We start from the raw sequence: 14,665 nt of genomic DNA, 5'->3' as shown, positions 1-14,665 counted from the left end.
ATCACGCTTTTCGACGTTGTGTTCGAAGCTTTAATCCAAGAATCACCAGCACTATCACCACAACTATTCCCATGACCCACCCCACCCGCAACATGGGTATGGGAGACGATTTTGGCTGAGCATTGACCGCCACTACCCTCGCGGATGGCTGCGTCTCCATCACATACTGCACCACCCGACCAATGTCTAATGTGCCATTGCTCGGATCCACGCTGGCAAACAACATGTTTCGAATCTGCTGAGCACTGGCCGACGGGTGTCGTTGCCGCAATAGCGCTACCGTGCCGGTCACCATGGGTGCGGCAAAACTCGTGCCCTCAAACGGCAACACTGTGGTGTGCTGCACTATTCCCGTGCTCAACCCGGAGCCAAGCGGATCTAAACCCGCATAGACCGTTCCCAGGGCACTGATCGTGGGATGGGGCGATTTAATGGAATATTCCGTCGGTTGGTAAGAATCACTCGTGGCGGTCACCCCGACCACCATGGTGTGATGCGCCGGATATACCACGGATCCTTGCTGACAGTTGTTCCCCATATTGCCGGCCGCGGCGACGATAACGATCCCGTGTTCCTCAGCCCGTTGTATTGCCGCATCGAATTCTCGGGTGTCGATCGGTGGCGCGCCGGGCGGTAAGCAGGATACCACCGAAATATTGATGACCTGCACCTTTTTGTCGATGGCTGTGTTGATGGCGGTGGTGAGGGTGGCAAGTGTGCCACCGGTGTCAGTTTCTTTGGATTGGGAGCTGGTTTGCCTAAATGACATGATTGCGGCATCTGGGGCTACGCCCACAATGCCGTCTCCAGTATCGTGTGCTGCGATGACACCGGCGACAATGGTGCCGTGGGCGTCGCAGTCAACGGTGGCGCCTGCCTTGGGTTCGAGAAAGTCGCCGCCGTCCGTGATCGGTGGTAGCCGGGGGTGTGGCGCGACACCGGTGTCGATAATGCCTATGGTGACGCCCATTCCGGTGGCGAGTTTGTGGACGTCACGATAGTGGTCGGATACGGCAGCCTGGTATTTGATGAGTTCCGGGTTGGCGGCGAATGTTGTGGCGCAGTCTGTTGGGCGTTTCGGCGCAGTATTCGGCGTTGAGGTGGTTGGTGGTGGGTCTGCCGCGGTTGTTGGTGGCGGTATTAGGGTGAGGACTAATATCCATAGGATTAGCGTGGTGAGAAGTCGGCGGATCATAATGCTATTCCACGAAGCAGGCTGAATAGGCCGACGAGATGGAGGGCTAGGGGGAGGCAAGCAGCAATGCTGAGCAGTTCGGCCCGTTCCACCCAAACCACTGTGGTGGGTTCCAGGTCGGTGAGGTGCTTTGCCCAGCCTGGGGCGGTGAATACTATGGTGGATACGAGAAAAGCTGCGATGATGAGGCCAGGGTGTGCGGGTGGTGCGGTGCTGTCTATGAGGTGGGGGCTTGCTGATAGTGCTGTACCGCATGCTGCCGCCATGGCTGGGATCCAGAGCGACCAGGTGCGGGGCGACCCGTGGTGCCGGTGGGCGTGTACGACAAGGCTGAGACACATGCAGACGGCTAGGGCAAAGCTGAAGTTTCGTTGTGGTGCCCAGCCACATACCACGATTATTGCGGGGCTGAGGACACAACCGAGCCCGATCATGATTCCGTCGAGGATGTGTTGGGCTAGGAGAGCTCGGCGTGGGGTGTCCGTCTGGTTCGCGTCCGATATTGATAAATCCTGCCCAGAGGTGGGGAGTTGTGGGACTCGGACGCCGGCGATTTTGATCGATAAGAGGGGCGAAAACGCCAGCGTGATTATTCCTACTGCGACTACGAGGGCGGCCGCATTGACCAGCCACGACCAGGTAGGATCGGTGAGCGCTATCAGCGGAGGATGATAGAAGCAGGCGCCCACTGCCATGATGATGAGGCTGCTTCCAATGGTGATGAGCGTACTAATGGTGGAGATATGCGGGGTGATAAACCTGAGCAGGAGAGTGCTAACAATCAGGACAATGCCTGCACACGCACATGCTAATGCCCACATGCGGGCAAATTGGCTATCGCTCATGTGTGCCCCCGTTGGCAGGGTGGGGGAGCCGGCTATGGCTATGAGGGTGGTGAGGCTGATCCCGCCAACGGTGATGGGGGTGAAGAAGAGCTTGCGTGTCCAAAGCAGCATGCCGAGAGCCGCTACCACTGGGATGAGCAGCCGCAGTATGAGCGGCACCCCGGGCAGGGTCGCCACCAAGAGTATGAGCCCTAATAGTCCGGCCAGTCCGGCGCAGAAGACTGTGCCGATTGGTGGTGGGGTGGCCTGGGTGAGGTTTTCCAAGAGTTCTGCCGCATCCCGGACAACCGGGGTGGGGGTTTCGGTAATGGGGCTGATGACCAGGATGTCGCCCTGGGTGAGGTGGCATTGAGCCAGGGGGATGGTTGGGTCGAGTTCCTGTCCCGCCACGGTGGTGGCGCACCATGGTGCGGGGTTGGTGGGAAGATTGGCAATGGCCAGGATTTCGTCGATTATTTCCGCCAGGCTGCTACTGGTCGGGATAGTGAGGTCTATGCTGGTAGAGGCGTCGAAAAGCTCGATGCGCACGGTGAGCCGAAGGGTGTGGGAGGTGTTGATGGTAGTCATGGTGAAATCTGGGAAAACTGGGTGGAAACATGGCTGAAAGTGAGGAATTCCCAATCGACTACCTCAGAAACATTCGTGCTATCTTTTGGGGGTAATGCTGAGTGCATCCCCATGCAGTGTGCATACCCACAAGCTATAACAGGATGTTCTTTTCCATTGTGACGCTCTTTTTCTTATCTGTCTACCTTCGAAGCTGTGAAATTCGTCTATCAACATTATGAGAAAGAACACAATTTATTTTAAGGTGTTTGGGCTTATAATCAGTTTTGTGTCCACTCTTGATGGGGATCGTGAGGTGGACTCCCAATAAAACTGCACGTACGTGTCGTGCACACGCCCTGGGTAGAACCCGGTGTGGATGTTCACGATTCGCATGCGCGCACAAACAGGGGAGACCATGACTCAAACAATCCACGCATCAACCGAGCTCAAACCGCCTTTTCGCCCTGCGCGACCAGTGCCACATGGTGGTGGTCGGCACCGGCAAAAAGAACCTGACCTGCCAGATATGCCGCCGCAGTCGGAAACGGTGAGAGTGGAGGAGTCGCCGCCGGCGCGATCAATACCTCCCATTATTCCCGCACACGAGCATCCCGTGGACGGCACCATTGTGCCACCCATTGCTACTAGCGAACGGGAATCCGCACCGCCGCTACCTACCGGGGTTATCGCCCCGGAGCCGGCACCCGAGGCGCCGAAACCCCAACCAATCCCGATGATGCGGCTCATCATGCCCATCGTCATGGTTATTGCCGCTTTGTCCATGGTCGGATTGATGTTCATGATGGGTGGCCAACTGAACCCTATGACGTTGGTCTTTCCCCTCATGATGCTCATGAGCGTGTTTATGATGTTTAGCCCGCCACCCGGAGAAAACACCGACGAAATTCGTCGCACATATCTTCGACATTTGGGGTTGGTGCGGGAGGTTGCACGCCAGAACGCGGGGGAACAACGGGCGCACCAGCTATATAATTACCCGGATCCTAAAGAGCTTGGTTCGCGCATAGGTACGACCCGAATGTGGGAGCGGTCCGACGGCGACATGGATACCATGACCGTGCGGTTAGGGTTGGGCATTGCCGACCTTTGCACCCCTATCGACGTGGGAGATCCTGGGGTTGCCGAAGACCTGGAACCGGTGTGCGCGGTGAGCCTCAGGCAAGCCGTGAACACCGTGAGTTTCCTGCCGGACATGCCCATTGTGGTGCAGCTTTTAGCTTTCGATGCCCTGGCATTGTCTGAAGAAACCCCAGCTGGAGACGCCCCGCCTGAGGATGCTAGGTCTAGGGATGCCGCCCTGGCATTGGCGCGGGCTATCATATGCCAGCTTGCGTTATGCCATGGTCCGGACACCGTGGGAATCGCGGCCCACGGCACGGGCCTGGCCTGGGCCAAGTGGTTGCCGCATACAAACCCAACCACGCTAGCCAATGCGCCCTATACCGTGTTGGTTGTCGACGGTACCGTGCCAACCTCGCAGCTGGAAGAGCTGCTATCGCAACGCGAGTGGACCATTGTCATAACCGTGAATAACAGCACGCCAGTGTTGTCTGAGATCGTCATAGAGGACGGCCTATCGTTTACCGTGGGCGAAAGACTCATTGTGCACGTTGAAGATGCAGATGAAGAACTCGGTGTTCCCGACGGCTTGACCGAGGCTGAGGCCCTGCTCTTTGCCCGAAAACTTGCGCCATTTTCCCGCCCCAGTGCCGATCCGCGCGACAGCCATGCCGGACTCCCGGCCTTGCTGGGAGTGCACGATTTCACTCCACAGACTCTCGAACGTTTGTGGCAGCCGCGGGGCGAACAACGTCTGAGCGTTCCCATTGGGCGCGACAGTGACGGACACAGCCTCATCGTGGATATCAAGGAGGCCGCGCATGGTGGTATGGGGCCGCACGGATTATGCATTGGCGCCACCGGGTCGGGAAAGTCCGAGCTCCTGCGCACACTCGTGGTGGCGCTGGCCGCAACACATTCGCCACATTCCCTCAATTTTGTGCTGGTGGATTTCAAAGGCGGTGCCACATTCCTGGGCTTAGATGCCTTGCCGCACACCTCGGCGGTGATTACTAACCTGGCCGACGAATCCATACTTGTCGAACGTATGTACGATGCTATTTCCGGGGAGATGAATCGGCGGCAGGAGCTATTGCGCAAGATGGGAAACTTTCCCAACGTGGATGAGTATGAGGCCGTTCGACTGCGCAACCATCCCGAATGGGAGCCCATGCCAGCACTGCTGATTATCCTCGATGAATTCTCCGAGCTTTTAGGTCAACATAATGAGTTTGGCGAGCTCTTTGCCGCGGTTGGGCGCCTGGGCCGATCATTGCACGTGCACCTCTTGTTGGCGTCGCAACGCCTGGAAGAAGGCAAACTCCGCGGCTTAGAGTCGCACCTATCCTATCGGATTGGGTTGAAAACCTTCTCCGCGGTGGAATCGCGGCAGGTGCTTGGTGTGGCCGATGCCTACCATCTTCCCAGTAAACCCGGGATGGGTTTCCTTAAAACCGATGCTGACCAGCTTATTTGCTTTCAAACCGCTTACGTGTCCGGCCAACTCATGCGCCCCAAACCAACTTGCGACGGTGCGGCATTGGGCGACCGGCCCCACGTGTCACTATGGTCTGGCTACGCATCTGAAACCGCTCCGATTACTGCTGATGTGCTGATCCCTGACCCACGAGGCACACTTGTCGACGCCCTCGTGGCGGCAGCCCAGGTGGTGGCGCGCTCCTGGCACCAGAGCGCCCACACCATGTGGCTACCGCCACTGCCGGCCGCAATCCCCCTGACCGATATCATCACGCAGTCCGTCACCCCCAATACATTATGCGCAACCATTGGTCGGATTGACCGCCCATTCCTGCAACAACAAGACCCCTATGTGCTGGAGTTCTCCGGCCAACAGGGGCACGCCATGATCTGCGGCGGTCCCCAGACCGGAAAAACCACCGCGTTGCGCACCATTGTCCTGGCGCTTGCCTGCACCCATACCACCGATTACCTGCGGTTTTACATTCTTGACCTGTCTGGTAACGACCTGGAATCACTGTCGCTTTTGCCCCACGTTGCAGGCGTCGCTCACCAACACGACACCGAGAAGATCGCGCGCATCATCGATGAAGTGTGTGGGTTTATCGATCAGCCGGAACCGCGGCATACCTTTCTCATCGTTGACGGCTGGCATGTGCTGCACGGGGATCACGAGGATCTCATGGAAAAGCTGGGTCGTATCGTCGCCGACGGCTTAGCAGCCCGCGTTCACCTAGTGCTCACCGCAACCCGATGGTCCGTGGTGCGTCCGGCCATTCGTGACCTGATCCCGCAGCGCATAGAAACCAAGCTGGGGGAGCCAATGGACTCCCTGATCGACCGTAAAGCGCAGCTGAAGGTGCCGGCGCTGCCAGGACGAGGGCTGACAAGCAGCGGCGAAACTATGCTGATTGCATTATCCGCCCAACAGGATGTTGCCTTCATAGCGCGTTCCCTGGTCGCGGATCAGCCGCCGGTGCCCCAACTGAAGCTCTTACCAATCAGCCTCATGCTTGCGGATCTGCCGCAGCTAGATCCCGAGCAGAATTCTGTACTGCTGGGGGTGGGCGGACCGAAACTTGGGGCCGTGAACTGGGATTATCTTGCTAGCCAGCACATAGTGTGCATCGGAGCGCAGGAATCCGGGAAGTCGACGCTCATATCCACAATCATTGCTGGCCTGACCCAGATCGGTCGGGAACGCGCCCGACTCATAGTCATCGACCATCGGCGCAGCCACCTGGGGGCCATCGACCCGGACATGTTGGCCGGCTACAGTGCCAGTACCCAGGAAACCGAGAAACTCGTGGCGGCGATGAAAATTACCCTGGAAGAGCGCCTGCCATCCGCCGAGGTCACACCCCAACAATTAAAAGACCGCTCCTGGTGGACCGGGCCCGACATCTTCCTCATCGTTGACAACCTGGACCTGGTGGCCGACATGGCGTTTGCGCCACTGCTGTCGGTGTTGCCGCACGCCCGGGACGTGGGGTTGCACGTGGTGATTACCCGCAAATCCGGCGGCTGCGTGCGGGCCCTCTTCCAGCCGTTTCTGGCGGAGATCAAGGACCAGTCGCCGTTCATTATTGTGCTGGACGCGGACAAGGATGATGGGCCACTGTTTGGGGTGCGGTTGAAGCCGCAGCCACCCGGCCGAGGTGTGATGATCCACCACGGTACGCAGCAGGGCCTTATCCAGATTGCGGCAGCTGACATGCTGGAGGCCACGGAGGCGAAGGCATCATGAGCGCTCCCATTGACCTCACCATTCTCGTCTACGAAACCGCCATTGTGTTCGAAGGTGAGACCGATAGCTACCGCTATGATCTGACCGGCAGCGGCATTGTTGCCGGCACGCAGGTGGCTGATGTGATAGCAGAGGCCAGGGGGCAGTTGCATGCCCAATGGCCGAACGTCACCATCCAGGTCAAAGGTCCGGAGGAATATTGCTATAACCTCGTTGTGGGGTTGCAAGCAGAAAATGTCACGGTGGTATCCGACATCGATACCTCTGCCACTGATATGGCCGATGGCGATTACGACTATTACGACGATGATGTGAACGATGATAATGATGTGACATACGATCCTGATGGTGTTGATGATGACGATGAGGATTCAGCGTTACAGACGTCGCTGTCGGCCGCGCCGGAATCATGTGATGTTGATAACACATTGCTGACATCTGTGTTCCCCCGGATTTCCCGTCCGAATTCCCCGGAAGCTACTCGTGGCAATATTTACCTCTACCTCGCCATAGCCGGCGTCATCGTGCTGATCTGCGGCGTGTCCCTGTGGGCGGTCGGTCCGGGCTCGCCGCCGCCCACGCTCCCGCAGGCCAGCGCGCGTCCATCCCCAACGTCCCAGCTCGCGGCTGTTCCCCAGAAACCAGCGTCGACAAGCAATACCAGCACCATCACAATGGAGCATGGAAACATCCAGGTAGGGCTACCGCACGATTACCGCATCGAGGAACAGCCCGATAAACCCGGCATGCTCATTGGTCGCGGCGCCGACGAAAATCTGCGGGTCACCATGGCCATCGACCCGCTTTTCGACGCCGACCCCACGGCAATATTTGCCGAGCTGGATGCCACAATCAACGGTGATCCAACCCTCACCCCCGCCGAATCATTAGGAATCGGCCGCGGCCAGGAGAAAAACTACATCGAAAACCCCGGCGATGGTTCCACCGTCCACTGGATCGTGTGGATCGACGCCGGCCATGTTTTTTCGTTGGGCTGCCATACCCGAACAGCCGCCGCGAATCTGCCGCAACGCGCCACCTGTCGGAAGGCCGCCGAAACACTCACCATCCGTCACTAGCCCAAAACTGGGATTTTTCAGTCCAACTATATGTACACCAATTCAATAGAAAGGAACGAAAGTGAGCAATACTTTCCGCACCGAAGCCGACGTCATGGTCACCACCGCAGGACAGGTCGACAACACCAATAGTGAGGTGCAATCCGAGCTCTCTCGTCTCCGCGGCGTGGTTGATGGCCTCCGCGGCGCCTGGAGCGGTCAAGCCCAAGCCTCCTTCGACGAGCTCATGCAACGGTGGGATACCAACGCCAAAGACTTAAGCGATGCGCTCACAAGCATCGGCGAAAATATTCGCGCTAATGCTCGCGCCTTCGAAAACGTGGAAACCAGCAATGCGCAATCACTCAACCATGTGGGAGGCGGACTGGTCCTGTAACTCATACTGATAGACATCCCAATACCACACATCACCTGCGGCAACCGACGCAACATTACGGAACATACCAACCTTGCCAACGGTCACCATGATGGCTTCCCATCGAATTATTTGCCATCAGTGTGAAGTTGGCCCAACCACGTGATGACGGGGCATCGATCCCCTCCAGTGCCCCATCATCAGACCCTCACCAACCTACATTCAAGGAGTAACCCATGGACATCATTAAATACGGCTTCAGCGAAATTGATGCTGCCGCCGCGGACATCCAAACCACAGCCAGCCGTATCGGCTCACTACTGCATACCCTCAAATCACAAATCCAACCCATGGTTACTGCCTGGGAAGGATCCTCATCTACTGCCTACCAAGAAGCCCAGGCCAAATGGGATCATTCGGCCGATGAGCTGAATACAATCTTGGACACCATCGCCCGGACAGTACGAAACGGTAACGATGACATGAGCGATGTGAATCGGGCCGCCACTTCGTCCTGGGGCTAGCCTGATGGTGTCCTCATCCTCCTGATTCGAGGGACGTCAGGTCATGGTGATAAATCCCCACGGTGTCATGGCTGATGCCGAAATCATGATGACCTGCGGTGCCACCTAAAGTTCTCTGCGGGTTCCCAATCACCCCAATGACGATCAGGTCGGCACCGGTGAACGTTGCACCACCTGCCACAATGCCGCAGGCACAGGCTCCCAACCACTACCCGCCCCTGGCGGCAGTCGAAGGTGACAGTCGATGAATGGGCGTGAGCCCGTGCCCGCGGTGTTGCGGTGGGTAGTGCCAAACCCCAATATTTCGATTTTCAGTACCACAACTTTGGCATTTAAGCAGCATTGATATAGGATTGTGAATCTGTGTGATTTAACGCCGAAATCGGGTCTCCACCGGCCGCCGATTTCTGATACCGGCTTCACACGCATAACGGCTGGCAGTTCTAGACAGACTTAAAAGGAGTCATCAGTGTCTACTTATCACCCCAAGGCTGGTGACATTACCCGTAAGTGGTATGTCATCGATGCCACTGATGTGGTGCTGGGTCGCCTGGCTGTAACCGCAGCTGACCTGCTCCGCGGCAAGCGTAAACCATATTTCACCCCCAACGTTGACTGTGGCGACCATGTCATCATCATCAACGCCGACAAGGTGCGTGTCTCGTCCAACAAGCGGGAACGTGAGTTCCGGTATCGTCACTCCGGTTACCCGGGTGGTTTGAAGGTCATGACCCTCGGCCGGTCCCTGGAACTGCACCCGGCTCGTGTGATCGAAGAATCCATCCGGGGCATGATGCCCCACAACCGGCTCAGCCGTGCCTCCGCCAAGAAGCTGCACGTGTTTGCCGGTTCCGAGCACCCTTATGCTGCCCAGAAGCCAGAAACCTATGAGATCAAGCAGGTGGCCCAGTGAGTGACAATAACGTAACCGAAGACTTTGAGGCCGATGCAGCTGACATCGCTGCCGCAGCCGCCGCAACCGAAGAATTCACCAACACCATTGGTGAAATCATGGTTACGGAAACCGAGATTGAGGCAGACCTGCCTACCTACCACGAAGGCCCCATCCAAACCGTTGGTCGCCGTAAGCGCGCCATTGTTCGGGTGCGCATGGTGGAAGGCTCCGGCCAATTCGTCTGCAACGGCCGTACCCTGGAAGAATACTTCCCCAACAAGCTGCACCAGCAGCTCATCAAGGCACCCTTGGTGCTCATCGACCGTGACGGCCAATTCGACATTCACGCTAACCTCACCGGTGGCGGCCCCACCGGTCAGGCAGGTGCTTTCCGACTGGCTATCGCCCGGGCCCTCAACATCTATAATCCGGCAGATCGCCCAGCCCTGAAGAAGGCTGGCTTCCTGACCCGTGACGCCCGTGCCGTGGAACGCAAGAAGGCCGGTCTGCACAAGGCCCGCCGTGCACCGCAATACTCCAAGCGTTAAAACCTACGCGGAATACCAAAAAACCGCCCGCCCCGGGGTTTACGGGGTGGGCGGTTTTTGCGTCGATAAGCTTACTGCAACGACGGCTTTAAATACTCCCATGCGGGCAGAATCTGGCTGGTAAACGTGTCATTCCACCGGTGAATACCCGACTGAATATACACAACCTTCTTATTTGTCATGCCATTACGATCCATGACCTTTTCCAAATCCTTAGTGCACTCCAACGTCACATGTTCCAATGTGGCACCCAACGACGTGTCATAGAACGGCAACCCGTTGTCCTTCTGGAGCTGCTCCTTCGTGATCTTACCGCTGGCATTAGACAAGAACACCGGCATGGACCGCAACCCCTCAGGGTGCAACGTCACATCATTAGCCCGCCACTCCGAGCTGCCAAACGGTCCCCAAATATTGGATGGGTTGCCATCCTGGCCCTTAATCGTGCTCTCAATCGTGGTCCGACCAAACTGCGACACCGTGGAATAGCAACCCGACAGACCAAACACACCATGGAATAAATTGGGATTCTTCGCAGCAATCCGAACCGCACCCGATGCGCCCATAGATAGCCCACCGATACCGCGCTTGCCATTGAAGTTAATGCGCGAATCTGCCTGTGGAGCCTCCAAGACCCGCGGCAATTCCTCCGTGATAAACGTCTCCCATTTCATATAGCCCAGGCTCGGATCGGTATTCGACCAATCCGCATAGAAGCTACCATTGCCTTGGGTGGGGGCGACCACCGTTACGTTCTCATTGCCCAGCCGGTTAATGATATCGCCGGGACCAAACCATCCCGACACCCGGGGCGCACTCACCCCATCAAGCAGATACAACATTGGGGCTGGGGTAGCAGCATTAGGCTGTGCCATCACCTCAACTTCGACGATGCGTTTCATCGTCGGCGACTGAATTGACCACCGTTGCACTCGGCCATCGAATTCATCCTGCTTATCCACTACCTTGAGTTCCGTGATTGAATCATCCGTGGGCAATGGATACTCGGAATGGTGATCCCGGAACCGGTCTGGGAACTTCCAATGCCCCAAACCCAACAGGTTCAACAATCCCAATAAAAACTTCAACCCCTTACCGGTCGAGCTTTTAGCATTCGTGCCACTGGCTAGAATGGTGCGAAGAAAATGCGCGAATGGGCCATAACTGGATGGTTCCGCCTTGGCTTTGGGATCATCGGTCTTGGAATTTGGGCCATGCAGCACATTATTGGCGCTGCCATTCTTTTCTAGACTGCCCTCCTTGTCCCGATCCTTATTGGCCAGGTTATCCGCTAACGACGATCCAGCATCGACGCTCCCAATCTTGTCTTTGTCACCCGAACTGCTGGAACCGGCTTTATTACCCTCCGAAGGATTTGTGCCTGATTGTGCGCCATTCGGCTGGTTTGGTTGGGCCTTAGGCTCCGTGCTTGGCGACCCCGGCTGGGCATTAGGGTCACCCTGAGTACCAATAGGATTATCTTCAGGATTTGCGGGTGTAGTGCTGGTGGCGCTAGCCCCAGCACCATTTATAGGAGCAGCAGGCTGTGCATATGCGATAGATGTGGTAGGCGAAATGAAAGTAGCAACCAAAGAGGCGGCAACGATTGTCGCCACCAAACCATGCGAATGCTTCACAATAACCATGCCTTCTTTTATAAATTCCATTAGGGAAGAATTAGCTTTTGGATCAGACTATCTCTTAACTTTAAACTTAAACATTTGCCAGAGGGAAAAACGCGCCCAGATCTGGCTCAAAATCATGATAACCCAGAATCACGCCGATTTTAATCAGTTTTTGCCCGGATGATTCTGCAGTCACTTATCCGATAATTATACACACAAAATGCGGATATTATAATTACCTTGGGTTTATATGTGTAATTTATAAACAAGAAATATTGATGTAGGTGATCTGCTAAAAATTGGCCAAAATAACCAATTTCGGGGGCATGGTTTTATGAGAATTATTTAATGAAAGCCTTGATTATTAATATTTATATTACTGTACCATATTAATAGACGAAAGATCTGGGGGTATTTTAAGGGGTTTCCTTGTTCTAGCTATTAGATTAATAGTGGCTGAGATTGAATAGGACTAATGCTTTGATTGGCTTGCGGTTGGGGTGCGGGAGATATATTTTGAGAGGTTTGGGGGAGGGGCTTTAAAGCTTCATGAGTGCTGAGCTGGAGTTCTGGTTAGAGGTGCTTCTATTTGTTTCAAACCCCCAGGGTCTGAAAGTAGCATAGTGGTTACCCCAGCTTGGTGCTCATGTGCAGGTGCGTGTTGCGGGGCTTATCTAGGATATTTGGCCAATCTGATGAATGGCCCGATAGGCGGCTCAATGAATTCAGTTTTTAGTGTTCTTGATGGGGGTTGGTGGAAGTTGGCGGGGGCTAAATTGTTGGTTGATATCGGACGGGCTTAGGGGTCACGTACTTACATTAGGCGTGCTTATTCCGGAAGCGAGGAGGGCTCTGAGGGAATAATGAACGCCAGTTAGTATTTGTCTGAAAAGCCTGAATGCTTTGTTTTTTCTCTTGGGGGTGCGGCTATCCTATAGAGGATTGTCCGTAGACTCAAGGAATTTGAACACAATATGACTCGTCTTTTTGGAACTGATGGTGTGCGCGGCTTGGCTAATGAAGCGCTCACCGCTTCGCTGGCATTACGGCTGGGGGCAGCCGCGGCTGAGGTGCTTACCGTGGATCATCGGTCATCTAAACGCCGCCCACTGGCTGTGGTTGGGCGAGACCCGCGTGTGTCTGGAGAAATGCTTGCGGCTGCACTGTCCGCAGGTATGGCCAGCCGCGGCGTGGATGTGTTGCGGGTTGGGGTGCTGCCCACGCCTGCCGTTGCTTACCTCACGGAATTCTATGGTGCTGACATGGGAGTCATGATTTCCGCCAGCCATAATCCCATGCCAGATAATGGCATCAAGTTTTTTTCCAAGGGTGGACACAAACTGCCAGACGCGGTGGAAGACCAGATCGAAGTGACCATGGAGTCCTTGCCTGAGACCGGCCCTGTGGGTCATGGTGTCGGTAGGGTCATTGAGGAGGCGGTGGATGCGCAGCAGCACTACCTTGACCATTTGAAGGAATCCATGCCGCGCAATCTTGCCGGCATCAAGGTTGTTGTGGACTGCGCCAACGGTGCAGCTTCTTCCGTCACCCCCATGGCATATAAGGCGGCGGGAGCGGAGGTAATCGCCATTCATAACAATCCAAACGCCTATAACATCAATGATAATTGTGGCTCAACGCATATTGATCAGGTCAGAGCTGCGGTTCAACAGCATGGTGCAGATTTGGGGCTGGCTCACGATGGTGACGCCGATCGATGCTTGGCTGTGGACGCTGAAGGCGCTGTGGTGGACGGCGACCAAATCATGGCTATTCTCGCGGTAGCTATGAAGGAGAACGGGGAATTACGCAAGTCCACGTTGGTGGCGACGGTCATGAGTAACCTAGGTTTGCGACTCGCCATGGATAGCGTCGGAATTGTCTTGCGTACCACAAAGGTGGGGGACAGGTATGTGTTGGAGGATCTCAATGAGCATGGTCTCAGCCTTGGTGGCGAGCAGTCTGGTCATATCGTAATGCCCGATTATGGTACAACCGGTGACGGCACATTGACTGGCTTGGCCTTGATGTCGCGTATGGCCGAGACTGGCTTGTCTCTCAAGACGCTGGCCGAGGTGATGCATGTTTTGCCGCAGGTACTCATTAACGTGCCGGTGTCGGATAAATCAGTGATTGCCACACACCCCGAGGTGGTGGCGGCAATGGAGATGGCAAAGGATGAGTTAGGGAATGCCGGTCGTGTCCTATTGCGACCTTCCGGCACCGAGGAGCTGTTCCGTGTCATGGTTGAGGCGTCTAGCGAGGAGAATGCGCGCCGGATTGCAGGTAAGCTTGCGGCCGTGGTTGCTCACGTCTAGTTTTTGGTCGCCATCGCCCCCGGTGGGCGTTGAAGCCATATCCGGGGTTTGCTTCATAAGTGCTGAGCTGTAGTAGTGGATGCGCAGTATTATTCCGGCTGGGGCCACCTGGGGCTGCGTGGGGGACGCGGCGGAACTCTAGCTCAGCAGTTATGCTATGGGTGGTGGTGTGTGGGGGCCTGAAAGCGGTTTTCGGGTGGTTTTGCGAGGTTTGCTCGTGGTTTCGTAGGGCTTCAGACTAGCTATTGTTTGTGGGGTGGGTTGCCACAATTGTGCTGAGCTGGGGTAACGGCTGTACTACCTCCAACCCCTGGGGATTCGCGGCGTGTAGGAACGCTTCTAACCAGAACTCCAGCTCAGCACTTATGAAGCAATGGGGTTTTATGGGTTGCATGCATGGCTAAGAGCATTTGGTAGCCCAAAATT

Annotated in this window: 11 protein-coding genes; 7 read left to right on the top strand and 4 right to left on the bottom strand. The window is 55.9% G+C overall.

Annotated elements, in window-relative coordinates; all coding sequences use genetic code 11:
• Window position 1: 1 nt before the first annotated feature.
• Both HBA49_RS09740 and eccD read right to left on the bottom strand, forming a co-directional pair.
• Window positions 2–1,195, bottom strand: a complete 1,194-nt coding sequence (locus HBA49_RS09740) for a S8 family serine peptidase (protein ID WP_005524756.1) — start codon at window positions 1,193–1,195, stop codon at window positions 2–4.
• Window positions 1,192–2,607, bottom strand: coding sequence for a type VII secretion integral membrane protein EccD (gene eccD / locus HBA49_RS09735; RefSeq protein WP_005523895.1), 1,416 nt, complete (start codon window positions 2,605–2,607; stop codon window positions 1,192–1,194). Before eccD ends, HBA49_RS09740 begins: the two co-directional genes overlap by 4 nt.
• 397 nt (window positions 2,608–3,004) lie before the next feature.
• Here eccD and eccCa point away from each other — a divergent pair, with 397 nt between their 5' ends.
• The 4 genes from eccCa to HBA49_RS09715 all read left to right on the top strand — a co-directional run bounded on the left by eccCa (window position 3,005) and on the right by HBA49_RS09715 (window position 8,853).
• Complete coding sequence (gene eccCa, locus HBA49_RS09730) at window positions 3,005–6,895, top strand: type VII secretion protein EccCa (protein ID WP_225866050.1); 3,891 nt, start codon at window positions 3,005–3,007, stop codon at window positions 6,893–6,895.
• Window positions 6,892–7,974, top strand: a complete 1,083-nt coding sequence (locus tag HBA49_RS09725) for a type VII secretion-associated protein (RefSeq protein ID WP_005524358.1) — start codon at window positions 6,892–6,894, stop codon at window positions 7,972–7,974. The genes eccCa and HBA49_RS09725 overlap by 4 nt, the downstream gene beginning before the upstream one ends.
• A gap of 61 nt (window positions 7,975–8,035) precedes the next feature.
• Window positions 8,036–8,350, top strand: a complete 315-nt coding sequence (locus tag HBA49_RS09720) for a WXG100 family type VII secretion target (protein ID WP_005524594.1) — start codon at window positions 8,036–8,038, stop codon at window positions 8,348–8,350.
• 215 nt (window positions 8,351–8,565) lie between these two features.
• Window positions 8,566–8,853 carry a WXG100 family type VII secretion target gene (locus HBA49_RS09715; protein WP_005524277.1) on the top strand — a complete coding sequence of 96 codons (288 nt, stop codon included), beginning with the start codon at window positions 8,566–8,568 and terminating at the stop codon, window positions 8,851–8,853.
• A 13-nt stretch (window positions 8,854–8,866) separates the two neighbouring features.
• Here HBA49_RS09715 and HBA49_RS09710 read toward each other — a convergent pair whose 3' ends face one another.
• On the bottom strand, window positions 8,867–9,034 hold the full coding sequence (locus HBA49_RS09710) for a hypothetical protein (protein ID WP_169309388.1): 168 nt from the start codon (window positions 9,032–9,034) through the stop codon (window positions 8,867–8,869).
• A gap of 288 nt (window positions 9,035–9,322) precedes the next feature.
• Between HBA49_RS09710 and rplM the strand changes: the two genes are divergently transcribed.
• Both rplM and rpsI read left to right on the top strand, forming a co-directional pair.
• Window positions 9,323–9,766 carry a 50S ribosomal protein L13 gene (rplM, locus tag HBA49_RS09705; RefSeq protein ID WP_005519822.1) on the top strand — a complete coding sequence of 148 codons (444 nt, stop codon included), beginning with the start codon at window positions 9,323–9,325 and terminating at the stop codon, window positions 9,764–9,766.
• On the top strand, window positions 9,763–10,296 hold the full coding sequence (gene rpsI / locus HBA49_RS09700) for a 30S ribosomal protein S9 (RefSeq protein WP_005523923.1): 534 nt from the start codon (window positions 9,763–9,765) through the stop codon (window positions 10,294–10,296). The genes rplM and rpsI overlap by 4 nt, the downstream gene beginning before the upstream one ends.
• Window positions 10,297–10,367: 71 nt before the next feature.
• On the opposite strand, the gene HBA49_RS09695 is transcribed toward rpsI, so the two are convergent.
• Window positions 10,368–11,942 (bottom strand): alpha/beta hydrolase, encoded by a 1,575-nt coding sequence (locus HBA49_RS09695; protein ID WP_232022421.1) that lies wholly within the window; start codon window positions 11,940–11,942, stop codon window positions 10,368–10,370.
• Between the two features lie 953 nt (window positions 11,943–12,895).
• Between HBA49_RS09695 and glmM the strand changes: the two genes are divergently transcribed.
• Window positions 12,896–14,239 carry a phosphoglucosamine mutase gene (glmM, locus tag HBA49_RS09690; protein WP_005524396.1) on the top strand — a complete coding sequence of 448 codons (1,344 nt, stop codon included), beginning with the start codon at window positions 12,896–12,898 and terminating at the stop codon, window positions 14,237–14,239.
• The last annotated feature ends 426 nt before the right edge of the window (window positions 14,240–14,665 follow it).

Source organism: Corynebacterium matruchotii, assembly GCF_011612265.2.
Lineage (GTDB): Bacteria > Actinomycetota > Actinomycetes > Mycobacteriales > Mycobacteriaceae > Corynebacterium > Corynebacterium matruchotii.
This window is presented reverse-complemented; position numbering and strand designations above follow the sequence as displayed.